At 45.3% G+C, this 22,284-nt stretch carries 24 protein-coding genes and 1 other annotated feature; of the genes, 23 read left to right on the forward strand and 1 reads right to left on the reverse strand.

The window, feature by feature from the left end:
* Positions 1 to 123 precede the first annotated feature (123 nt).
* From ABWW58_RS01635 to obgE, 17 genes are all read left to right on the forward strand, one after another.
* Positions 124 to 1,437: a bifunctional folylpolyglutamate synthase/dihydrofolate synthase gene (locus ABWW58_RS01635; RefSeq protein WP_353867535.1), complete on the forward strand. Its 1,314-nt coding sequence runs from the start codon at positions 124 to 126 to the stop codon at positions 1,435 to 1,437.
* Positions 1,438 to 1,605: 168 nt separating this feature from the next.
* Positions 1,606 to 3,309 (forward strand): sensor domain-containing diguanylate cyclase, encoded by a 1,704-nt coding sequence (locus ABWW58_RS01640; RefSeq protein ID WP_353867536.1) that lies wholly within the window; start codon positions 1,606 to 1,608, stop codon positions 3,307 to 3,309.
* 160 nt (positions 3,310 to 3,469) lie between these two features.
* Positions 3,470 to 4,471 (forward strand): SPOR domain-containing protein, encoded by a 1,002-nt coding sequence (locus ABWW58_RS01645; protein WP_353867537.1) that lies wholly within the window; start codon positions 3,470 to 3,472, stop codon positions 4,469 to 4,471.
* Positions 4,472 to 4,659: 188 nt separating this feature from the next.
* Positions 4,660 to 5,346, forward strand: a complete 687-nt coding sequence (gene radC, locus ABWW58_RS01650; protein ID WP_353867538.1) for a RadC family protein — start codon at positions 4,660 to 4,662, stop codon at positions 5,344 to 5,346.
* Between the two features lie 136 nt (positions 5,347 to 5,482).
* Positions 5,483 to 6,526, forward strand: coding sequence for a rod shape-determining protein (locus ABWW58_RS01655; protein ID WP_353867539.1), 1,044 nt, complete (start codon positions 5,483 to 5,485; stop codon positions 6,524 to 6,526).
* Between the two features lie 326 nt (positions 6,527 to 6,852).
* Complete coding sequence (gene mreC / locus ABWW58_RS01660) at positions 6,853 to 7,731, forward strand: rod shape-determining protein MreC (protein WP_353867540.1); 879 nt, start codon at positions 6,853 to 6,855, stop codon at positions 7,729 to 7,731.
* Positions 7,728 to 8,243, forward strand: a complete 516-nt coding sequence (gene mreD, locus ABWW58_RS01665) for a rod shape-determining protein MreD (RefSeq protein ID WP_353867541.1) — start codon at positions 7,728 to 7,730, stop codon at positions 8,241 to 8,243. The genes mreC and mreD overlap by 4 nt, the downstream gene beginning before the upstream one ends.
* Before the next feature lie 135 nt (positions 8,244 to 8,378).
* Positions 8,379 to 9,071: a septum site-determining protein MinC gene (locus ABWW58_RS01670; RefSeq protein WP_353867542.1), complete on the forward strand. Its 693-nt coding sequence runs from the start codon at positions 8,379 to 8,381 to the stop codon at positions 9,069 to 9,071.
* 24 nt (positions 9,072 to 9,095) lie between these two features.
* The gene (gene minD / locus ABWW58_RS01675) at positions 9,096 to 9,893 is read left to right on the forward strand and encodes a septum site-determining protein MinD (RefSeq protein WP_093669782.1); all 798 of its coding nucleotides are present in this window, start codon (positions 9,096 to 9,098) and stop codon (positions 9,891 to 9,893) included.
* Positions 9,894 to 10,103: 210 nt separating this feature from the next.
* On the forward strand, positions 10,104 to 10,895 hold the full coding sequence (locus ABWW58_RS01680) for a peptidoglycan DD-metalloendopeptidase family protein (RefSeq protein ID WP_353867543.1): 792 nt from the start codon (positions 10,104 to 10,106) through the stop codon (positions 10,893 to 10,895).
* Positions 10,888 to 11,727 (forward strand): site-2 protease family protein, encoded by an 840-nt coding sequence (locus ABWW58_RS01685; RefSeq protein WP_353867544.1) that lies wholly within the window; start codon positions 10,888 to 10,890, stop codon positions 11,725 to 11,727. Before ABWW58_RS01680 ends, ABWW58_RS01685 begins: the two co-directional genes overlap by 8 nt.
* Positions 11,675 to 12,961, forward strand: coding sequence for a ribonuclease E/G (locus ABWW58_RS01690; RefSeq protein ID WP_353867545.1), 1,287 nt, complete (start codon positions 11,675 to 11,677; stop codon positions 12,959 to 12,961). Before ABWW58_RS01685 ends, ABWW58_RS01690 begins: the two co-directional genes overlap by 53 nt.
* Before the next feature lie 61 nt (positions 12,962 to 13,022).
* Positions 13,023 to 13,098, forward strand: a sequence feature (ribosomal protein L21 leader region).
* 59 nt (positions 13,099 to 13,157) lie between these two features.
* Positions 13,158 to 13,466, forward strand: coding sequence for a 50S ribosomal protein L21 (rplU, locus tag ABWW58_RS01695; RefSeq protein ID WP_093669790.1), 309 nt, complete (start codon positions 13,158 to 13,160; stop codon positions 13,464 to 13,466).
* A 12-nt stretch (positions 13,467 to 13,478) separates the two neighbouring features.
* Positions 13,479 to 13,808: a ribosomal-processing cysteine protease Prp gene (locus tag ABWW58_RS01700; RefSeq protein WP_353867546.1), complete on the forward strand. Its 330-nt coding sequence runs from the start codon at positions 13,479 to 13,481 to the stop codon at positions 13,806 to 13,808.
* A gap of 13 nt (positions 13,809 to 13,821) precedes the next feature.
* A complete protein-coding gene (gene rpmA, locus ABWW58_RS01705; RefSeq protein ID WP_093669794.1) occupies positions 13,822 to 14,118 on the forward strand; it encodes a 50S ribosomal protein L27 in 297 nt (98 codons plus the stop codon).
* Between the two features lie 243 nt (positions 14,119 to 14,361).
* Entirely contained in the window at positions 14,362 to 14,913 is a 552-nt protein-coding gene (locus tag ABWW58_RS01710) for a Spo0B C-terminal domain-containing protein (protein ID WP_353867547.1), read from the forward strand.
* Positions 14,895 to 16,178: a GTPase ObgE gene (gene obgE / locus ABWW58_RS01715; protein WP_353867548.1), complete on the forward strand. Its 1,284-nt coding sequence runs from the start codon at positions 14,895 to 14,897 to the stop codon at positions 16,176 to 16,178. Before ABWW58_RS01710 ends, obgE begins: the two co-directional genes overlap by 19 nt.
* Positions 16,179 to 16,188: 10 nt before the next feature.
* Here obgE and ABWW58_RS01720 read toward each other — a convergent pair whose 3' ends face one another.
* On the reverse strand, positions 16,189 to 16,725 hold the full coding sequence (locus tag ABWW58_RS01720; RefSeq protein ID WP_353867549.1) for a transcription repressor NadR: 537 nt from the start codon (positions 16,723 to 16,725) through the stop codon (positions 16,189 to 16,191).
* Between the two features lie 220 nt (positions 16,726 to 16,945).
* Between ABWW58_RS01720 and ABWW58_RS01725 the strand changes: the two genes are divergently transcribed.
* The 6 genes from ABWW58_RS01725 (at position 16,946) to ABWW58_RS01750 (ending at position 22,244) form a co-directional block, all read left to right on the forward strand.
* A complete protein-coding gene (locus tag ABWW58_RS01725; protein ID WP_353867550.1) occupies positions 16,946 to 18,403 on the forward strand; it encodes a LysM peptidoglycan-binding domain-containing protein in 1,458 nt (485 codons plus the stop codon).
* Between the two features lie 136 nt (positions 18,404 to 18,539).
* On the forward strand, positions 18,540 to 19,118 hold the full coding sequence (locus tag ABWW58_RS01730) for a YhcN/YlaJ family sporulation lipoprotein (RefSeq protein WP_353867551.1): 579 nt from the start codon (positions 18,540 to 18,542) through the stop codon (positions 19,116 to 19,118).
* A 255-nt stretch (positions 19,119 to 19,373) separates the two neighbouring features.
* Positions 19,374 to 20,102 (forward strand): YebC/PmpR family DNA-binding transcriptional regulator, encoded by a 729-nt coding sequence (locus ABWW58_RS01735; protein WP_353867552.1) that lies wholly within the window; start codon positions 19,374 to 19,376, stop codon positions 20,100 to 20,102.
* Positions 20,103 to 20,412: 310 nt separating this feature from the next.
* Positions 20,413 to 21,012 (forward strand): Holliday junction branch migration protein RuvA, encoded by a 600-nt coding sequence (gene ruvA, locus ABWW58_RS01740; protein ID WP_353867553.1) that lies wholly within the window; start codon positions 20,413 to 20,415, stop codon positions 21,010 to 21,012.
* Between the two features lie 15 nt (positions 21,013 to 21,027).
* Positions 21,028 to 22,035 (forward strand): Holliday junction branch migration DNA helicase RuvB, encoded by a 1,008-nt coding sequence (ruvB, locus tag ABWW58_RS01745; protein ID WP_353867554.1) that lies wholly within the window; start codon positions 21,028 to 21,030, stop codon positions 22,033 to 22,035.
* On the forward strand, positions 22,035 to 22,244 hold the full coding sequence (locus ABWW58_RS01750) for a DUF2905 domain-containing protein (RefSeq protein ID WP_353867555.1): 210 nt from the start codon (positions 22,035 to 22,037) through the stop codon (positions 22,242 to 22,244). The genes ruvB and ABWW58_RS01750 overlap by 1 nt, the downstream gene beginning before the upstream one ends.
* Positions 22,245 to 22,284: the final 40 nt, after the last annotated feature.

Genomic DNA, 22,284 nt, shown 5'->3' on the forward strand with positions numbered 1-22,284 from the left:
ATTAAGAAAGTATATAATTTTAAGGATCATAGTATAAGTGCAACTAAGTTTTCGCCTTCGTCAGAGAGACTTGGCGAAGCCAAGTTTTCTAATGAGGAAAACTGATATTCGGAGGGCACGGCAATGTTTGAAACAATTGATGAAACACTATCATGGATTCACGGGTTAATTCCACACGGCATCAAACCCGGCACCAAGCGAATGGAGTGGATGCTGGACAAGTTAGGAAATCCGGAGCGGATCATTAAGGCTATTCACGTCGGCGGAACAAACGGGAAGGGTTCCACCGTATGCTATCTCTGGCATATTTATCAGGAATCCGGACTTAAGGTTGGCACCTACATTTCACCATATATTACCACTTTTAATGAACGCATGATGGTGAATGGCAACCCAATTAGCGATGAAGATCTTACAAAAGCCGCAAATATTGTTTATCCACTAACCTTAGCGGTTAATCAGGAGACCGAATTAGGTATTCCGACTGAATTTGAAGTCGTTACAATGATCAGTTTCGTTTATTTTGGTCTGCTTAATCCATGTGATCTTGTTATTTATGAAGTCGGTCTCGGCGGACGTCTGGACTCTACCAATGTGATCCATCCACTGGTGTCCGTAATTACCAATGTTGCCATGGATCATATGAAACAGCTTGGCAATACAATCAAGAGCATTGCCTTCGAAAAAGCGGGAATCATCAAGGAAGGTACAGGTATTGTCACCACGGCGGAACATCCTGACGCGCTTGCGGTGATTCGTGATAAGACGGCGGAAAAAGAGGCAAAATTATTTGTGCTTGGGAAGGACTTTGACGTTGATGTGATTGGGCATGATGAAGAGGGTGAACATTTCAACTTCACCGCGGGAACGATTCATTATCAGGACGTCACGATTCATATGAAAGGTGAACATCAGCTGAAGAACGCATCTGCAGCGTTAATGGCAGTCAGCTATCTGGCGACATACTGCGATCTCGCAGTGGGTGAAAACGCGATTCGGTCAGGGCTTAAGAAAGCGGCATGGCCCGGCCGCTTTGAACGTATGCTCAACCATCCGCTTGTCATCATCGACGGTGCGCATAATGTGCAGGGAACCGAGGCATTGGTTCGTACGGTGAAAAGATATTATTCCGGACGAACCATTCACTTATTATACGCCGCACTTCAAGATAAAGAATTTGAAAAAATGGTGCGATTGATTGAACGCGCGGCCCATGATATAACGCTGACTTCCTTTGATTATCCGCGGGCTGCAAGCAGCGACTTGCTCTATACCGCCGCGCAGCATGCAAGGAAAACAAAAAATCCGGATTGGAGAAACGCGCTCCATCACTTGATCCATGAAACTGGAGAGAATGAGGTATTGCTTGTTTGCGGTTCGCTCTATTTTATTTCCGTTGTTCGTCATGAATTGCAGACCATGCGCGGTTCATTGTAAATTGAGAATGCAAAGTAGGAACAATTAAAACGAAAAATTAGTGAAAAGTTGAGAAGGTTTTGAAAAACCTTTTCAACTTCTTTTTGTTTTGCTACAATTACAATTAGGAAAATAGTAATAGGATAATAGATAATAGATTTTAATCGCACAGCTAGCAAAAAGGAGGAAGTGCGATTGACCATAATAAAGCAACGTGCTGTTACGGCCACCTGGATTTTATCAACCTTATTTTTGCTGCCCCTCATCTATTCGTTGGATCCGCCGAGAAATATTTCTTTTTTTTCACTTTTAACCGTAATCATACTCTTTATTCTTACCGCCCTTTTCAGTTTTAAGGTGAAGGGGACGGATATCATTGTTCTTCAAGGTATCGGTCTAGCGGCTTTCTTAATTTTTGGTCTGTTTGTCGAAATTTTGCTGACTCAATTTTGTATCGTTGTCTATCTGATGGCTCAAAAAATCAGCAAGGCCGATGCGTACCGCATACCGATAAATTTAACAATGTTCTTTATCATTTCAATGGTTTCAGGAGCTACATATTACCTGTTGGGTGGTCAAGTCGAGACCATTACGAAGAGCGTCCTAGATTTGAATATTGTGCCGATCGTGGGCTTTTATTTATCAGCCTATTTGACGAACACCTTTGCGCTCGTCATTATTCATAGATGGCTTTATTCCCCCTCGGTTAAAATTAAATTATTCGATAACGATTCCTTTTGGGAAATCATGATCAGCGTGTTAATGATGCCGCTTGGTATCGCTTTTTATCTCATGTACGCGTCCATGGGCTGGCAAGGTATGATGATTATTGCGATTCCTATGGTCGCGCTTTCGATTATTATAAGGCAGATTAACAACAGCGAAGAGTTAGTTAGTTTTCTGCAAAGCGTCAATCATTTTGGACAGCAGCTCACAGAGGAACTTTCTGTTAACTACGTATTTGATCTTCTCGTTGATAAATTGCCCAAAATGCTTTCGGTAGATTATCTCTATGTTGTTTTGTATACGCAGCCGGAACGACCAAAACTCGTTCGTATGTTCAGAAAGGATCAGGGCGAATCCTTTGTCCCTTTTCAGCAGGAAGCAGATATCAGCCTGAGCGTATATCGTCAAGGTAAGGCGGTTATTAGTTCAGGCAATGTCGGCAGCATGTATCCTTTTCTCGATGCAGTTTCCAATGGAAGGGCAAAGTCCTATTTATCCGTTCCGATGGTGCACCGCGGTCAGGTCATCGGTGTGCTGACGATTGCTTCACATATGGTCAAAGCCTATACGAAGACGAGTAGAATAGGGATCGAGATTGTCGGTGATTTTCTAGCAATCGGTCTCGAAAATGCCAAGAATTTTGAGATTCGAAAGAAAGAGAGCGAGCATTGTCCGCTCACCGATCTGTATAATTATCGATATATGATGAAAGCCATTAATAACATGTATAATAATCCGTCTTTGGATGTTTTTTCGATCATCATGATGGATATTGATAATTTTAAGTCCATTAATGATACGTTTGGACACCAAAATGGGAATGCAGTCTTGATCGGTGTCGCCAATCGCTTGCGAAAAACAATCGGCTACAACGGGATTGCGGCACGATACGGCGGCGAAGAATTTACCATTCTCTTGCCCGGAAAAGATCGCAATATGTGTTTCGCAATTGCGGAAACCGTACGTCTCGCTGTTGCCTCAGAACCTTTTATGATCTTTAACGAAGCGGATAACCGCTATGACAAGATCTATGTGACGATCAGTTTGGGAACATCGACAGCTCCCGCCGATGCTACGGAACCCTCAGAATTGATCTACAATGCGGATCACGCGATGTATAAAGGTGCAAAGCAACAAGGTAAGAATCGAGTCGCTCGGTATATCTAATCATTACACGGCAAACAACGCTCAATTATCCATATCGTGTAAAATCGAGAAAAACAGCGAAAAAAATTGCGGACGAGACGACAAATGTCTCGTTCTTTTTTATACGCGCTATGCTAAGCTATTCGGAAGTAGAGTTTCGTTATGCGTGAGGGGGACTAATGTGTCTGAATTAAAAAAGAAGACGCCCCGGGTGACGATCACATTTAATGGAAAAAAACATAGCCTGGAAGAGTGGACAAGACAAGAGACTGCGGCCGACAAAGATAAATCATTGAATTGGAATGCCGCATTTTCAGAAGAACACACCACTACGGAGCATCATGCACAACCGGTTACGGATGATGACGCATTTGCTAAACAAAAATATTCCTTGTTTAGACATAATAAGAAACGGCGCTCTGTGTTAAGCATACCATCCGGAACATGGCAAACCATTCATCATTTTTGGCTCCCGGCAGTCGCTGCGATAGTCGTCGGTCTTGTCATCGGTTTGTCAATGCTGATGATTTTCAGTGATCAGAATACCAAAGTCAAGGATACTTGGGCGGATGACCCAAAGAAAACTCAAAGTGATGGTGCTTCAGAGTCAGTGAAAGCAGTAAATTTGAACCTTCCGGTATATATGATCCAGGCCGGCCTTTTTGGATCGAACAGTAAGGCAAAGCAGATTGCGGAGCAATTGAAAAGTCAAGGCCCTGCTGCTGTGATGCAGGTCTCAGGAGGAAGTGCGATCTTCGTTGGTGTTTCACAAACGGAGGTTGGCGCCGATCAATTACTTGCACATTTTAAAAAGATAGGTATGACGGTTTTCAAAAAACAGATGACGATTCAATCGGACTCAGCAGCTGAAAAAAGTAAATTGACAGCGAATGAGACGCTTACCTATAAGAAAATCATTAGTGCGCTTCTTTCTATATCAGAGAAATCAAAGAATGGATCAGCAGCGCCAGATGCAAAATACTTAAAAACGGTGGACAAGCTGTATTCATCCGTTGCCAAACAGGCGCATGGTACGAAAACGGATCATGTACTTGCGCAAGTAAAACAGACGAAAACAAGTGCTCAAAATTTAGCATCCGACAGTTCAGAAGAACATTTTTTTACGTTTCAGCAAGATCTCTTGGAGACAATCTCTGAGTACAACGCTCTGATTCATCCATAATTTAGAAAAAATAAATTTACCCTGTTTTTGTGCTTTTGTGACATAAACCAGTGGTTTACAACGAAAATAATGAGCGACTGTTCGAGAAAGCTTGGCTTTTTTCACGTTTTCCATTCTGCAGCCAGTTCCAAAACAAGATATGCTGTATCTTAACAGGGGCCGATGTACGCAGAATGGAGGAATTGAAAATGGAGAAGAATATTATGATGAAGGATGTACCGCATGAAGATCGCCCGAGAGAACGTCTCATTCGTGAAGGAGCTTCTTCACTTTCCAACCAGGAATTACTCGCCATTCTTCTGCATTCAGGGACGAGAAACGAATCAGTCATGCAGCTCGCCGAACGTCTCGTCAGTCGTTTTGATGGACTGGACTTGCTGAAGGAAGCGAGTATTGAGGAATTGAAGCAAGTCAAAGGGATCGGAACAGCAAAAGCGGTTCAATTGCTCGCCGGTTTTGAAATCGGCCAGCGCATGGCGAGGATGGTCCATGATTCTCGTTATGCGATTCGTTCACCGGAAGACGGCGCCGAGTACGTAATGGAAGAAATGCGCAATTTAAAACAGGAGCATTTTGTCACTCTATTTCTGAACACGAAGAATCAGGTGCTTCATAAAAGGACGATCTTTGTGGGGAGCCTGAACGCGTCCATAGTCCACCCGCGTGAAGTGTTCAAGGAAGCGGTCAGGCAGTCAGCCGCCTCAATTATTTGTTTTCACAATCATCCAAGCGGGGACCCTACACCGAGCAGAGAAGATATTGATGTGACCAAGCGGCTGGCCTCCTGTGGTAAGATGCTTGGCGTAGATGTCTTGGATCACATTGTGATTGGCGATCGGCAGTTTGTCAGTTTAAAGCAAAAAGGGTTAATGTAGCAGACAATGAAGGAAAGGACGTCACTTAGCAAAGTGAGGAGTTTTTCCGGACAATTTACTCAGACCCTATAAATTCAGGACCAATTAAGATATAATTAAGTGCATGAGTTTTGCAACTTGAAGGGAGATTACATAGATGTTTGGCGGATTTTCTAAAGATATGGGCATTGACCTTGGGACGGCCAACACGTTAGTGTACTTGAAAGGCAAAGGCGTTGTCGTCAGAGAACCATCAGTCGTCGCCTTGCACACGGACACCGGCCTGATTGAAGCGGTCGGTACCCCGGCCAAAAAAATGATTGGCCGAACACCGGGAAATATTGTTGCGGTTCGTCCAATGAAGAACGGCGTAATCGCGGATTTTGAAACAACAGCGACAATGATGAAGTATTTTATAAATCAAGCGCAGAAGCAGCGCTCTGTTTTTTCTCGCAAGCCGAATGTAATGGTTTGTGTGCCCTCAGGAATTACAGCAGTGGAAAAACGCGCTGTAGAAGATGCAACAAAGCAAGCCGGCGCGCGTGAAGCTTATACCATTGAAGAACCCTTTGCAGCTGCGGTCGGTGCCGATCTCCCGGTCTGGGAACCAACCGGAAGCATGGTTGTTGATATTGGCGGAGGAACAACAGAAGTCGCGATTATTTCGCTAGGCGGCATTGTGACAAGCCAATCGATACGCATCGCAGGCGATGATATGGACGAAGCTATTATTCAATATGTAAAGAAAAACTACAATTTGATGATTGGTGAACGCTCATCGGAAGCACTGAAAATTGAAATTGGTTCGGCAGGCGGATCTGAAGAGATGGAACGCGCTAAAATGGAAGTGCGCGGACGTGATCTGCTGACCGGACTGCCGAAGACGATTGAAGTGTCGGGAAAAGAAATCGCTTCTGCACTGCATGATTCCGTAAATCAAATTATTGAGGCGGTTAAAGTGACCCTTGAGAAAACACCGCCGGAATTGGCAGCGGATATCATGGACCGCGGGATCGTTCTGACCGGTGGAGGCGCGCTTTTGAACAACCTCGATCATGTGCTCAGCGATGAGACAAAGATGCCCGTGATTGTTGCGGAAAATCCATTGGATTGTGTTGCGATTGGTACAGGCCGTTCACTAGAAAACTTGCCATTGATTCGTTCAAAGGCAAATTCGATTTCAATGGCTAACAAAAAATAATTCAGCTCAAATGAATGTTAATAGAGGATGTTCAGATAGTCCGGGGGAAAAGGGTAATGAGGATCTTCTGCCAGTAAAAGAGATCTTCAACTATGGATGCTTATGTCCTGTGAGCAATGTTGGAGTCACCACATTCTGTGCGTAAAGTCGAATCCGCTGCTTCCTGTAGAAGTACATTTTGGTGCTCAAAACTGCGCTTCCTTGATAGTATCGCGACGCCCAGGATGGGCTAGTGCAGGCGATGCAACAGGACGTTGCGTTTTTGCCTGTAATCCTATCTTTTGTCCTCCTTTTGAACAGATTCTAATAATTAAGCAGGTGTCCGTATGCCTTCATTTTTTTCAAATAAAAAATTAATTATCCTCTTGACCAGTCTGATTGTACTGATCACGCTAATCAGTTACTCTCTTAAGGAGAGAACAAGTGCGACTTGGACAGAACAATTTGCCCAGGACGTTGTCGGAGGGTTCCAATATGTTGTCAATGTGCCCGCTCGTTATGTAGCGGGTTTCTTTCAGAATGTCAGTGACATTGAAAGCGCCTATAAAGAAAATAAACATTTAAAAGAAAATTTGGCGAACTACGCTAGTGTCGAACAAGAAAATGCGGATCTGACCGCGCAAAACAAAGAGCTGAAAGCGCAGTTGAACATGAAGAATGATCCTGCACTCTCTAACTATAAAAAGTATTCGGCAACTTTGATTGGACGCGCGTACGATGATTGGAATCAGTTGCTGACGATCGACAAAGGGAAAGTAAACGGGATTAAGAATGGTATGGCTGTGATTACATCAGGCCGGCGCCTTATCGGCAGCATCACTAAGGCCGGCAACTTTACCAGCAAAGTCTCACTGATCTCAGATGAACAGAATATCAATCAGATATCTGCAGTCATTCAAGAAAAAAACAAAGCGCCGATCTATGGGATGATTGAAGGCTATAATCAAAACAAAGGCGTTCTGCTTTTTCAAAAAATACCAATCAAAGCGAAAGTAAAAAAAGGCCAGATTGTCACAACATCCGGATTGAGCGGAAAGTATTCAAAAGGCCTTGTGATCGGTACGGTTACTCGAGTGACGACTGACCAGTATGGACTCACGAAGGCGGCGCAGGTTAAGCCTGCGGCTGATTTGAATGATTTGAACTACGTGCTGGTCCTCGAAAGAAAAGCTCAAGTGAGTGTTGGAGGGGGGAACGGTGATTGAAGCAGAGCAAAGTATTTATCCTTCTTTTCCTGCTCTTTCTCGTTCAGGGAACGGTGATGCCACTTGTTCCCATTAGTTATGCTTGGGGAAAGTTGCAAATCGTTCCCGAATTCACCTTTGTCACGTTGCTTATGATCGCCTTCTTCGGCTCGCTAAACTGGGGTTTGAAATATGCCGTATTGTTCGGATTCCTTGCGGATATCATCTATTCTTCAGTTCTCGGTGTTTATGCGTTCACTGTGACACTCACCGTGTACTTGATTCATGGAATTTCTAAATGGGTGAATATGAACGTGGCAATGACTGTCCTTCTTGTGGCGGTCGGCGTATGTATCATGCAAATTCAAGCCTATGTGATCTACATGATGATTGGAGTGACCAATCAAGAACCCGGCTTATTCTTTCGTTCCCGGCTTCTGCCCACTGTTCTCTTAAATGGTATTTTTACGTTGCTTATTTATTATCCGCTCAGGAGATTTTTGGAAAGTATTTCAGATGAAATTGAAAAATAAAGCTGTATGAGCCGATACATTAGACGATAAGATAATTGATCATTTTTTAGCAATTAGTTTAGTAACAGTTTACTTTTTTTGAAGGATTTTTCCCTTCATGTATTGAATATCAAACATATTGAGGTGAAAATCCCGATGTCAGCCACTCAGCCACTTGTGACGATGAAAGGCAGAAAAGACGGCCTTGTACTCGTTATGGATGAAGCTTGCGCCTATCATGATTTGGTGCGTGAACTTAAAATAAAACTAGCAGCGAACACCAATCTATATAAGGATGGCCCGGTTATATCGGTCAAAGTAGAGGCGGGAAATCGCTACATTAGCTCGGATCAACGGAATCAGCTCAAGGAGATTATTCATGCGTTCGATCATTTAAAAGTCGAAGAAATTCAGTCGAATGTGATGACGCTTGAGGAGATTGCGAAGAAAAAAGAGCAGGAGAAAATTGTAACGATTGCTCGAATCATCCGTTCAGGACAAGTGCTCGAAGTTGAAGGTAATTTGCTGCTTATTGGTGATGTCAATCCCGGGGGCGTGGTTTCGGCCACGGGAAACATCTATATCTTGGGAGCGTTGCGCGGAGTTGCATCGGCGGGAACGGCAAACGATGGAAAGGATGCAGTGGTCGTTGCTTCGATCATGATGCCGACGCAACTGAAAATCGGACAAGTGATCAGCCGTAATGAAAATGGTTCTGATGTAGAAATGAAGGAAAAATCTTTGGTTGAATGTGCCTATTTGGATGAACAGATCGGGAAAATCGTAATTGATCAGGTACATACAGCGTTAAAAAAGCGGAATCGATCATCAGCACTTGAAAAGTTGTAAGATTTGAAGAAAAGGGGTGTAACGATGGGGGAAGCAATCGTTGTGACTTCAGGCAAGGGCGGTGTCGGAAAAACGACGACATCCGCGAATATCGGTACTGTTCTTGCTCTGCAGGGGAAAAAAGTCTGTCTTGTAGACACGGACATCGGGCTGCGCAACTTAGATGTTGTCATGGGACTCGAAAACCGAATTATTTATGACCTCGTTGACGTGGCTCATGGTCGATGCAAATTGAACCAGGCATTAGTGAAAGATAAGCGTTTTGAATGCCTCAGCATGCTTCCGGCAGCGCAGACAACCGATAAGACAGCTGTTAAGCCGGATGAGATGAAGCAGATGGTTGATGCGCTTAAAGCTGATTTTGACTACATCATCATTGATTGCCCGGCCGGAATCGAGCGCGGGTTTCGGAACGCGGTTGCAGGTGCTGATCATGCGATCGTCGTGACGACCCCTGAAATTTCATCAGTACGTGACGCCGACCGAATTATTGGCTTGCTTGAGCAGGAGAAGCAGATTACACCGCCTCGTTTGATTATTAATCGCATTCGCCAGCATTTATTGAAAAGCGGTGAAATGTTGGAGATTGATGAGATCATGAACATCTTGGCGATTGACCTGCTTGGTATCGTATTGGATGACGACGGCGTAATCTCGTCTTCAAACAAAGGCGAGCCGATTGCACTGAATCCATCATCAAAAGCGTCGTTAGCTTATCGGAATATTGGCAGGAGAATTCTTGGCGAAACGGTTCCGCTTATGGTTCTGGAAGAAAAGAACGGATTTTTTCGTCGATTTAAATCATTGTTAGGTATGAGATAAAATACTCAAATATAGCGACTGTGCGTGAATGGTGACTCGCGTACAGTCGCTTTTTGTATGCTCATATTTCTCAGCTTGTGCGCATAAAGTGTTGTAGAGGCTTGTTTCAATAGGACAAGATCAGCGATTCGCTCACTACTTTGTGGTTGTTCAATCCGATGCAATAAATGAAACAACATAAAACGGACAAGCGCGGAAAGGAAGCAGGCAATGAAAGATTTTATGGATTATAAAAAAAGACATCAACAACGGAAGAGAAGAAACATGATGATGCTGCAGGCAGAGCCAAAGGCTTATCCAAATTACAAGAGTGCAAGCTCTCGGCGGGATACTACGCCGTACTGGGGGGAGTTGGATGAGCCAAAGCATTCACCTGCCCATCCGGGGCGCCGCTTCTTGTTTCAATGTGTCATTTCTACCCTGCTTGTCGGCGCCGTTTATTGGGTAAATACAAATGATGATCCACATTTTCACGCGGCAAAGAACTCGATTGAGACAGCCATGACTCAAGAGTTTCAATTTACCGCCGTGTCGAGCTGGTATGAGAAAAACCTAGGTGATCCGATCAGTTTTCTTCCAAGTTTCACCAATAATTCCCACCAAACAGCTGATGGGGGAAGTGTAGACCCCAAAAAAGAGACACCGTCTTCATCCTTTGCTGAACCCGTTGTCGGAGAAGTGAAATCGCCGTATAGCCGTGCGACAAAAGGTGTGACTGTGGAGACTACTTCTCATTCAGAAGTCAAGTCGGTGAAAGATGGTCTTGTCGTCTTTGTGGGCAAGAAAAAAAATATTGGCGAGACCGTTGTTATTCAGCATAAAGACAGCGATGAGTCGTGGTATGGGAAACTCGATCAGGCAAATGTAAAAGTGTATCAGGAGGTGAAAAAAGGTCAGAAAATCGGTACTACGTCTGGAAAAGATAAAAAGGGAACTTTCTATTTCGCTTTGAAAAAGGGTGAAAAATTTATCGACCCTATTCAGGTGATGTCCTTTGACTAGATTATTCCCGAAAATAAGAATTCACCCGGTATTCTGGCTGATCATTGCAGCGGGTACACTGACCGGACATTTGTGGGATACGACTATTGCATTCACCATTGTCCTTATCCACGAATTAGGCCATGCTGTCATGGCGCGGTGGTTTGAATGGAAAGTGATTGAGATTGAGCTATTGCCATTTGGCGGTGTTGCGAAACTGGACGAGCAAGAAGAACATCCATTTTACCAAGAATGTCTCGTGCTGATCGCCGGACCGCTGCAAAATGTTTGGCTGCCGCTGCTTTCTTATGCGATGATGGCTCTTCCCTTCTGGGGAACTGAACAGCATCAAATTTTTCTGGCGCAAAACAGCGCCTTGCTCCTATTTAATTTACTTCCGATTTGGCCTTTAGATGGCGGGCGGCTTCTCCATATGGTGCTTGAAATCGTTTATCCATTTAAACACGCATACAAAAGAGCGCTCTGCTTCTCGCTTGGTGCTTTATTTCTTTTTGGTATGCTTGCGGTATGGCGGTACCCTTTTTCCATAAATCTTTGGGTTATTATTTCATTTATTATGCTTGCTATTTACAAAGAATGGCGTGTGCTTCCCCTGCGTTTTATTCGATTTTTGCTTGCATTCTCAGGCAGTAAGCAGAAATTTTTGCGGTTAAAGCGTTTGGCGGTGCCCGAAGAAACACCGCTCGTCGATGTGTTTGCGATGTATTATAAAAATGCCGAGCATCGGATCCGCATCGTGGGTGAAAATCATTCGGATATCGATGGGAAAGTGCTCGCCAATGAGTATTTTAAAGGTCATTGTGAAGGTAAGACGATTAGTGACTGGCGTTGATTCCGACCTCTGCATTGCACCATACGCGCGCATTTGCGATAATGTTGGGGGAACACAGATGGTGGGTGATGCTATGCCTGAAGAACAAGTAACGTTGGTGCTGGAGAAGGAAGCGGGCGGAATACGTGCCGCCTTTCTTGAGCATGAACGGGTGGTATCTTTTTATTTTCAATCTGATTCAAGTGAGGTTCGGATCGGTGATATCTTTTTTGGACGGGTGTCTGAGAACCGCCTGAGTCAAGTGGGGTGGTTCATCGATCTTGGAAATGGACGAAATGGTTTCTTGCCCAGTCATAAATTCAGCACGGATCGTGCACTGCAGGTCGGTGAGCAAGTCATTGTTCAGGTGGATAAAGAAGAGCGGGACGGCAAGGTGGCGGAGCTTACTGGGCAAATACAAATGAAGGGCAAGGGGCTGATCTACCTGCCTCTAAATTCATTTGTCACTGCCTCTAGGCGAATCCCTGAAGAAAATCGCGATCGTTTAAAAAACAAAATCTCTGAGTGGTGCGCTGCAGGAGAAGGCGCAATTATTCGCACGCGAGCGGAACATTGTGATCTTGACGAACTTCACTTGGAGTTTTGCCAGTTGAGGGAAAAATGGCAGTCTGTGATCAAGAGTGGGAAAGAAGCAGCTTCACCAGCTTTGATTTTCCGCCAATTTTCGTTTGTTTCCGCACTGCTCAGCGAAAATCACTTCCCAACTTCATGTGTGGTGGAAGCGAATTTCCCAATAAATGAAGAACAGCTGCCTGATGGTGTCAAATTTTTATACCAACCGGGTACACGGCTCTTTCTTAAGAAGAACATTGAACACGATTACAAGGCTGCTTTGCAGTCATCTGTGCCGCTTAAATCCGGCGGGTCTCTAAAAATTGACTATACCGAAACGCTGACGACGATTGATGTCAATTCAGGTTCAATGACTTTTCAAGGGGATCGTGAAGCAATTGTTTTCCAAATTAATTCCGTTGCCGCAAAGGAAATTGCCAAACAACTGAGGCTCCGTCAAATCGGCGGCATGATTGTGGTCGATTTTCTGCGGATGGAAGATGAAAGGGATCAGGATCGGCTGCTGCGGCAGCTTGAATGCGATACGAAAGCCGATCCGAATGCTGTGCACGTGTACGGATTTACACGTCTCGGTCTTGTCGAGTTAACCCGTAAGAGGCAGCGCAGCGGATTGCGTGATCGCGTCGTTCGAACAGCCAAAGAAAATATGGAGTTTCATTGACATAAATATCGCTACTGTGTTACTATACAACTGTTATTGTGTTGTTAGAGGACTTAGGAGCATCTCGCTCCAACCGCTCAGAACAGGCTTTCAATGTCCTATTGGGCAGCCTCTCTCTGGCGAGTCTGAGAATGACAGAGTATGTTCGGACAAACCGTTGTTTTTCCGAACATGATCCTAAAGGAGGTGCATCAGAATGTATGCAATTATCGAAACCGGCGGCAAACAGCTTAAGGTAGAAGAAGGAAAGTCGATCGTTGTTGAAAAGCTTGCTGCAGAAGCAGGTGACACGGTTACTTTTGACAAGGTGCTTTTTGTTGGCGGCGAATCCGTTAAGGTCGGCGCGCCGACTGTTGAAGGAGCTACTGTTACTGCCAAGGTAGTTGAACAGGGCCGCGACAAGAAGATCATCGTCTTCAAGTTCAAGAAAAGAAAGAATTATCGTCGTAAACAGGGACACAGACAGCCATTCACGAAAGTTGTGATTGAAAAGATCAATGCATAAGGGTGATCTCCAGTGGTTGTATTAACAGTTCAACGTGACCATTATGGAAAGATTTCTGCGTTTAAGTTAACCGGCCATGCGGACAGTGCTCCGCATGGGCAGGACTTGGTGTGTGCGGCGGTATCTGCAGTCGCATTTGGTGCGGTCAATGCTGTCGAATCGCTTGCCAAACTGAAAATGGATGTGCGGCAAAAGGATAACGGCGGTTATCTTGAATGTGGAATTTCCGATTGTCCCGTTGGCGCCAATCTGGAAAAAGCTCAATTGATCTTGGAAGCAATGTTTATCTCAATGCGAACGATTGAAAAGTCCTACGGGCAATATATCCGAGTTAGCGATTAAGGAGGTGCTGAGCATGCTGAAATTAGATCTTCAGTTTTTCTCATCGAAAAAAGGTGTAGGTAGTACAAAAAACGGCCGTGATTCGATCTCAAAACGTCTAGGCGCAAAGAGAGCGGACGGGCAAACGGTGTCAGGCGGCTCGATTTTGTACCGTCAACGCGGAACAAAGATCTATCCGGGAACGAACGTTGGCCGCGGCGGTGACGACACACTGTTCGCAAAAGTTGACGGCGTTGTTAAGTTCGAAAAATTCGGACACAACCGCAAAAGAGTAAGTGTCTATCCGGTAGAAGCAGTGAAAGAAGCTTAATGCTTCTTTAATTGAACTGAGGCGGCAGATGATTTTTTGCGCAAGCAAAGAATACCATCTGCCGTTTCTTTTTATTTTAAAAATCTGTGAAAACGGCATGCTTGCTCGTTCTAGAAAACATCACGGCATGCTCCGAGTCAGAAGATCTAACGTTCCGGATACAATCCCGTGAGCCAATGTACAGAATCAGCCTGTCCATATCTGCTATACTTTATCTAAGAAGATTGCGAAAGGATGGCAGTCATGATCAAAACGGAAAAAGAGATCGAGTTACTGAGCTCTGCGCGGCACGAATATTTGAATGATTTGCAACTGATCAAGGGTTACCTTTTTTTGAAGAAACCGGAAAAAGCTGAAAAAATCATTGGACGTGTGACAGAGAAACTCCATCATCAAGCCCGGCTTGCCCGGCTGCATATACCGGAATGCGCGGTCTATCTGATGGACTACGGATGGTCGTCGCATGAATTCAGTCTCAGTTATGAAGTGGTCGGACCTGAGCGGGATCTTTCTTTTTATGACGAAGAATTGACAACGGTTTATCAGGAGCTGTTTGGAATTATTGAGCAGTACGCCTCACCAATTGCTGATAACGCTGTGCGGGTTGTCTTTAATACGGAGTCGCCACTACGAATTCAGATCTATTTTGATGGCGTGGTGACAGATGCAAAAGCGGCAGAGGAACAATTAAACAAACAAGAGATGAATCATTCTTTTCAATGGGTTGAACACTATTTGATAAATAACGAAAGCAATGATGATGTGAGGTGGATTATGTGTTTGTCGATCAAGTGAAGGTGTTCGTCAAAGGCGGCGACGGCGGTAACGGGATGGTTGCCTTTAGGCGAGAAAAGTATGTGCCCGACGGCGGTCCGGCGGGCGGCGACGGCGGAAAAGGATCAGATGTGATCTTTGTCGTGGATGAAGGCTTGCGAACGTTAATGGATTTCCGTTATAAACGTCATTTTAAGGGTAAAAAAGGTGAAAACGGCCGAACAAAGAACCAACATGGAAAAAGTGCGAGTCCGCTCGTTGTTCATGTTCCGCCGGGTACAGTAGTAAGGGATGTTGGCAGTGAACAAATCATCGCGGATTTAACAGAAAATGGTCAGAGAGCTGTGATCGCGGCCGGTGGTCGAGGAGGTCGCGGAAACACTCGCTTTTCAACACCAGCGAATCCCGCTCCTTATGTTTCTGAAAATGGCGAGCCGGGCGTTGAACGCGAAGTGCAGCTTGAGTTAAAGCTGCTTGCGGATGTGGGCTTAGTGGGATTTCCGAGTGTAGGAAAATCGACGCTCCTCTCAGTTGTAACGTCAGCCAAGCCCAAAATTGCCGCTTATCATTTTACGACACTCGCTCCGAATTTGGGCGTTGTTGCGGTGGATGAGGGAAGAAGCTTTGTGCTGGCCGATCTTCCAGGACTTATTGAGGGCGCGAGCAGCGGCGCTGGGCTAGGTTATCAGTTCCTGCGCCATATCGAGCGTACGCGCGTGATCGTTCATGTCGTGGATATGTCCGGCAGTGAGGGAAGAGACCCATATGATGATTACACAAAAATTAATGAGGAATTGAAAAGTTATCAGCTGCGCCTTCTTGAACGTCCGCAAGTGATCGCCGCGTCCAAGATGGATATGCCGAACGCAGAAAAGAATCTTGAAGAATTCAGGAAGAAAATTGATTCAAAGATTCCTGTCTTTCCGATTTCATCGCTGACTAAGTCCGGAATTAAGGAAATGGTCGGGGCTGTATACGAGCTCATTCTGACCACTCCCGAATTTCCGATGGAAGAGCCGGTACAAGATGATGGAAAAGCCATCTACACATTTGAAAAAGAAGAAGCTCCATTTGTTATCTCACGTGACCCGGATGGAACCTTTAACGTATCGGGCCCGAAAGTTGAACTTTTGTTCAAAATGACGAATTTTCAACATGATGAAGCGATTCGGCGATTTGCGCTGCAGCTTCGCAGTATGGGTGTCGATGACGCGTTGCGTGAAAAAGGCGTGACCGAGGGTGACACTGTTCGGATCATGGATTTTGAATTTGAATACTCGGATTGAAACAGGCAGGTTACAGCAGATAACCTGCCTGTTTTAGCGCTTGCACAGCAAGTTCGAGATTCTCCGCTGTATCTGCCTCTAGCTCATGCAGATGCACGCCATCTGTCAACGATGATAATAAAGATGCACCTGTTTTTTCGAGATTCTTGACAAATTTTCGGACATCGGACTGGTTTCGGATCATCAATGATCGCGTGATTTCTCCGTATAATGGATGTTCAACAGTCACATTGAGAACGGTGACACCACAGTTGACAATCCGAGTTAATTCATCTGCTGTTTGACTGACTGTATGATTGCATGCAACTATTTTGGTGATTGTGCGCGATTGAGCCTTCTTGAGCAGTAAGTAGCCTTGAGATGTGGCGATAATGGGCTGCCCCTCAGCCTTAAGTAATGAAATGTCTTGAACGATGATTTGTCTGCTAACCTGCATCTCTTCAGCAAGATCGTTTCCTTTGATTGGGTCTGCCGCTTCCTTCAGCTGACTCAGAATGGATTTTCTGCGACCATCCGCAGGCTGTCGTTTCTCTCTCATTTGCTTCATAGGTGAACACTCCATTATTTAATTTTCATTTTCAAAATGAATCAGGATCTTCTTGAGCTTCTTTTTTTAGTATAAAACAAAATTAAGCTCCTGTGCATCATTGGCTTTTTTACTCGATTAGGATCGAAACGCCGTTTCACAAATTTCGGGAGGAAAGAGTGGCAAAAAGCCCATAGCAGCCATATATATAAAATGACTTTCACAGGAGGGATGGAATACCGTGAAACTATATGTTGTCCAAAAAGGCGATACTTTGGAAGAAATTGCAAGCAAACATGGTATGACAATTGACGAATTTAGGAAGATGAATACAAATTTGACTGAAGAGACATTAAGTCAGGGGATGAAAGTGAAGGTGGCAATCGGCAAACAACCGCTGAAACGAGCGATTCCGGTAAGCGAACGTTCGGAGGGGCATCACCAGGCACCGGCACAACCTGCGCCAATTCAACAGGCACCGACGCAACAAGCGCCAGTTCAACAGGCACCTGAACCTGTGCAGCAACCGACTCCATCTGCTCCGGCACCAGTAACAGAGAAACAGCCGAATACATCGGCGGGAACGCAACTGGCCGGTGAATCAACTGCTGAGTTTCCAAAGATTCTGTATCCGAAACAACCGGAAACAGCAGGCTGGAATCCTAATGAAATAGGAATCGACCCTAGTTTTTCATTCCCGCAATCTCAGGGGAATGTGGGAACCCAGGTGAGCCCTGCAACGCAAGGAGGCGGCACAATACCGTACTATCCACCAATGGGCAATATGGGTAACGTGGTAAGCCCGGCATGGCAGGGACCGAACAGCGGTAACGTGGTAAGCCCGGCATGGCAGGGACCGAACAGCGGTAACGTGGTAAGTCCGGCATGGCAGGGACCGAACAGCGGTAACGTGGTAAGTCCGGCGTGGCAGGGACCGAACAGCGGTAACGTGGTAAGTCCTGCAGCGCAAGGTCCGAACATGGGTAACGTGGTAAGCCCTGCAGCGCAAGGCCCGAACATGGGTAACGTGGTAAGCCCTGCAGCGCAAGGTCCGAACATGGGTAACGTGGTAAGCCCTGCAGCGCAAGGCCCGAATATGGGTAATGTGATGAGCCCGGCTACAGAAGGGCAGGGAATAAAACCGTTTTATCCAAATCCAAAATTTGGCGGTGCATCATCACAAAAGAAGCCAATGTACCCATTTCATCCGTCAGAACAAATGGGACAGATGAGCCCTTATTATCCGCAACTCCAGCCTTGGAATGGAAAGCAGCCTCAATATCCGATAAGTCATGGAACTGTTCAACTCGATCAGCCGTTTAAAGGCAAATCAGCAGGAGGCAAAAGCCCGCTTCCTTGGTCAAATCCACAGGTAGCGGGAGCGTCAACCAAACCCAAAGCCATTCAAAGCGCTCCATCGAAAGCGAATATCGGCAAGCTATCACCTGCGGGTTCAGAATCAACTGGTGCCTATCCGTATCCATATATGCCGACGAAAGCGCAAACCGGGAAGCCATGTAATTGCGGGGGACCGGCTCCATTTCCAGCGTATGGTCAAATGCCGGTTGCCGGATACTATGGAGGGAATCAACCGCCACGACCGCAACCGATGCCCTATTGGGCGATGTCAAATGTCTCAGCTCCAATATATCAGTCACATGAAAAAGCAGGACAGCAAAACAATAAAAAGAGTAAATGACGAAGCAAAGTTGCAAGCGAAGAGAGGCTAATCGCTTTTCCACCTTGTTTCTATTTTTTGCTAATTTAACGGAAATAATTCTTAAGCGTAAAAATCTCCTCCTTCACACATGATAAGTGCGAAAGGGGGAGTAAAGTTGAAAAAAGCAATATTGAAATTTGGGACTGTGCTGACATTTAGTGCCCTCTTGGCAGGCTGTCAAGCGGACAATGCGGCATATAATCGTCCTAACGTGCCACGTGATGTGAACTACCGTACGGGATACAACAATCCTAATTCAAACGCGATTCCACCGACTGCACCGGATTACACGAATTTAAATGATGGTGCCGGAACTAATCGTGTCAACCAGATGAGTTACGGTGATCAGAAACGATTGGCAAAACGAATCGCTGATCGAGCAAGCTCTGTTCAAGGCGTGGATGAAGCACATGTTCTTGTAACCGGAAATACCGTCGCAATTGGTGCGGTTCCGGAAAAAGGTGAAACAAATCGAGCAAATTTACGAAAAAGGATTCGTCTTGAAGTTTTACCTATCGCCGGTGATCGTGAAGTATTAGTTTCTACTGATAATCGCTATGTGAAACGGATTACTGCGACAGAAACAAACTTTAATGCAGGCAAAGCAACGCGAGAAGTCCGCTCGGACATTGTCGGCATCGTCAAAGATCTTTCTAATGCAGTTCAACGTCCGTTTGAGAACAACAGCCGATAAAAGATTCACTTTTATGTCAAAAGAGCAAGGGCAAATGCCTTTGCTCTTTTTTTCGGTATTAAAAATAGGTATAATAGGTACGGAATGAAATCTGCGGAGTACGTTAGAGTGAGTATTAAGAACATAAACGATAAAGAAATGTCTGGCAAGTAGGCAGTGCATCAATGTTGCCGGCTCTTTTTTGGCGCTTATGTATTTTAGAACAGATGCTTTAACTGTTGATTTGACCGCAACTCTCTTGGGAGGAGAAAAAATATGTCTGGACATTCAAAATGGAATAACATTCAGCATAAAAAGAATGCGCTTGATGCCGTACGTGGGAAAATCTTTATGAGGTTATCAAAGGATATCTTCCTTGAAGCGCGACATGGGGGCGGCGATCCAAGCATGAATGCCGGGTTAAGGCATGCCATTGAGAAAGCGAAAGCGGCTAATATGCCAAATGACAATATTTCCCGGGCAATCAAAAAAGCGACCGGCAATTTAGACGGCGTCACCTATGAAGAAATAACCTATGAAGGCTATGGTCCCGGCGGTGTTGCGGTTATGGTCGATGTGCTGACAGATAATCGCAACCGTTCAGCATCTGAAATTCGTCATGCATTTTCGAAAAGCGGCGGCAATTTAGGGGAATCCGGAAGTGTCGGCTTCCTATTCGATAAGCAGGGGATTATTGAAATTGAAACAAAAGACGGTCTGGATGAGGATACGGTCATGATGGACGCTGTCGAAGCAGGTGCTGAGGATATGAGGACGGAAGAAGATCGCTTTGTCATTGTGACAACTCCGGAATCCTTTGAAGATGTCCGAAAAGCGTTAAGCGAAGACAAGGGCTATGAAATTGACCGTGCAGAAGTCGCGATGATCCCGACAACCAAAACTGCGCTAACCGGAACGGATTTGGAAAAAATGGAGACGTTAATTGAAGTCTTGGAAGATAACGACGACGTTCAGGACATATACAGCAACCTTGATGAAGGATAAGCTTAATTGATTCGGTTTGATACCAGATTGAAGAGACATTCGATGAGGATGTCCTTTTCTTTTTTTGCGTTCTTTGAGCTTGGACCAATGGTTGGTTGATCGTGAAACCTTAAAACGCTCGATAAACTTTTGAAATCGCTCGATAAAAATATTAAAACGCTCGATAAAGCTTAATTGCGAGTGAATTGGCTGTGAAATTCGTGCAGATGGTGCGCTGCTCCTTTACTTGGGACAAAGGCCCACCATGTGATATGATAGACAAAGATAACCATTTTGTGACGTAGAGACGAACGTGTGAGGAGTTAATTTTGTGTTTGATTATATTAAAGGGATTCTGACCTATCTCTCTGGAAGCGGTATTGTGATCGAGCATGGAGGTCTAGGCTATAGAATTATTTGCCCAAACCCATTCAGCTATCAGCCGCTTCTGAATAAAGAAGCAAAGGTTTATCTCTACCAATATGTGCGCGAGGACGCGAACATTTTATATGGTTTTCAAACAAGAGAGGAGCGGGAATTGTTTGTCCGGCTGCTCTCTGTTTCAGGGATTGGACCAAAGAACGCGCTCGCCATTCTTGCTTCAGGCGATCCGGATGAAGTTATTCAAGCAATTGAAGCGGAGGATGAGAAATTTCTGACCCGTTTCCCTGGAATCGGCCGCAAAACAGCAGGACAAATTGTTTTGGATCTGAAAGGAAAACTTCAGGAATTCGCCGTAGGGCCAGCTGCAAATCAAGTGAACGAAGCAGATCGCCTGCTAGATAATGCACTTGCTGAGGCAACCGATGTCCTGCTTATGCTTGGTTACTCTGAACGGGAAGTTCGTAAGGTTGTTCCACTCTTGAGAAAGCAAGATCTCAGCGCGGAAGATTATGTTAAAGAAGCTTTGAAACGATTATCCAAGTTATAAAGGAGGGCGCCTGAATTGGAAGATGATCATTTGCTTTCAAGCGATCCGACACTTGAGGATCAAGGGCTGGACCGATCCATTCGCCCTTCTGATTTAGATCATTATATTGGTCAAACAGAGATTAAACAGAATTTAAAAGTGTTTATTCGTGCGGCGAAAGCGCGGCATGAACCGCTCGACCATGTTCTGCTCTACGGACCACCGGGACTGGGAAAAACGACCTTGTCTATGATTATCGCCACGGAAATGGGGGCCGGTATCCGTACAACGTCCGGTCCGGCACTTGAACGTCCGGGCGATCTGGCGGCAGTGCTCTCATCTCTAGAGCCGGGCGATGTGTTGTTTATTGACGAAATTCACCGGCTGCCTCGGCACGTCGAGGAAATTCTATATCCGGCGATGGAAGACTTTTGCATGGATATTGTCATTGGTAAGGACGATACAGCCCATTCGGTGCGTATCAATCTACCGCCATTCACACTTGTAGGTGCGACGACGCGCGCGGGTTATCTATCGCCGCCGCTTCGCGATCGTTTCGGCGTCATCAGCCGTCTGCAGTTCTACAGTCCGGAAGAATTGTCTATGATTATAAAGCGGACAGCTTCTGTGCTGCAAACGCAGATAGAAGAGGACGCGTGCTTTGAAATCGCTCGTCGTTCACGTGGAACGCCGCGTATCGCCAACCGTCTGCTGAAACGCATTCGCGATTTTGCTCAGGTGGAAAGCGACGGAGTCATTGATCGGGAAACAGCACGGAATGGTTTGAGCCGTCTCCATGTTGATGAGGCGGGTCTGGATCGCGTCGATCACCAGTTATTAATGGGAATCATCAACCAGTTTCACGGCGGTCCGGTCGGATTGGATACCCTTGCCGCAGCAATTGGCGAGGAACGTCATACGATCGAAGATGTGCATGAACCTTACCTGTTGCAGATCGGCTATATTCAGCGCACGCCGCGTGGACGTATGGTCACCGATAGCGCATACAGCCATTTTCATCTTGAACGAGGGGATCAGAGCTGATGGGCGATTTTGGCAAGCTGCTTATGATCGTTGGCGTAGTGCTTTTTCTTATCGGGCTCTGTTGGCCGTTGATTGGGCGGCTTCCCGGTGATTTTATTTTTAAAAAGGGAAACGTGACCTTCGTTTTTCCTATTGTCACATGCATTATTATCAGCTTGGTCTTATCATTAATTATGTATTTAATAAATCATTACTTTCACAGGATGTGATGACTTCAACGTTGCTCACAGGACATACTCCCGCAGGATC

This window comes from Sporolactobacillus caesalpiniae (genome assembly GCF_040513385.1).
GTDB lineage: Bacteria > Bacillota > Bacilli > Bacillales > Sporolactobacillaceae > Sporolactobacillus.

What these genes read in the sequence shown, in the direction of transcription:
- ABWW58_RS01635 (WP_353867535.1), top strand. Translation starts at nt 124, where the DNA reads ATGTTTGAAACAATTGATGAAACACTATCATGGATTCACGGGTTAATT.
- radC (WP_353867538.1), top strand. Translation starts at nt 4,660, where the DNA reads ATGGAGAAGAATATTATGATGAAGGATGTACCGCATGAAGATCGCCCG.
- ABWW58_RS01655 (WP_353867539.1), top strand. Translation starts at nt 5,483, where the DNA reads ATGTTTGGCGGATTTTCTAAAGATATGGGCATTGACCTTGGGACGGCC.
- mreC (WP_353867540.1), top strand. Translation starts at nt 6,853, where the DNA reads ATGCCTTCATTTTTTTCAAATAAAAAATTAATTATCCTCTTGACCAGT.
- ABWW58_RS01670 (WP_353867542.1), top strand. Translation starts at nt 8,379, where the DNA reads ATGTCAGCCACTCAGCCACTTGTGACGATGAAAGGCAGAAAAGACGGC.
- minD (WP_093669782.1), top strand. Translation starts at nt 9,096, where the DNA reads ATGGGGGAAGCAATCGTTGTGACTTCAGGCAAGGGCGGTGTCGGAAAA.
- ABWW58_RS01680 (WP_353867543.1), top strand. Translation starts at nt 10,104, where the DNA reads ATGAAAGATTTTATGGATTATAAAAAAAGACATCAACAACGGAAGAGA.
- ABWW58_RS01690 (WP_353867545.1), top strand. Translation starts at nt 11,675, where the DNA reads ATGAGTATTTTAAAGGTCATTGTGAAGGTAAGACGATTAGTGACTGGC.
- rplU (WP_093669790.1), top strand. Translation starts at nt 13,158, where the DNA reads ATGTATGCAATTATCGAAACCGGCGGCAAACAGCTTAAGGTAGAAGAA.
- rpmA (WP_093669794.1), top strand. Translation starts at nt 13,822, where the DNA reads ATGCTGAAATTAGATCTTCAGTTTTTCTCATCGAAAAAAGGTGTAGGT.
- ABWW58_RS01710 (WP_353867547.1), top strand. Translation starts at nt 14,362, where the DNA reads ATGATCAAAACGGAAAAAGAGATCGAGTTACTGAGCTCTGCGCGGCAC.
- ABWW58_RS01720 (WP_353867549.1), bottom strand. Translation starts at nt 16,725, where the DNA reads ATGAAGCAAATGAGAGAGAAACGACAGCCTGCGGATGGTCGCAGAAAA.
- ABWW58_RS01735 (WP_353867552.1), top strand. Translation starts at nt 19,374, where the DNA reads ATGTCTGGACATTCAAAATGGAATAACATTCAGCATAAAAAGAATGCG.
- ABWW58_RS01750 (WP_353867555.1), top strand. Translation starts at nt 22,035, where the DNA reads ATGGGCGATTTTGGCAAGCTGCTTATGATCGTTGGCGTAGTGCTTTTT.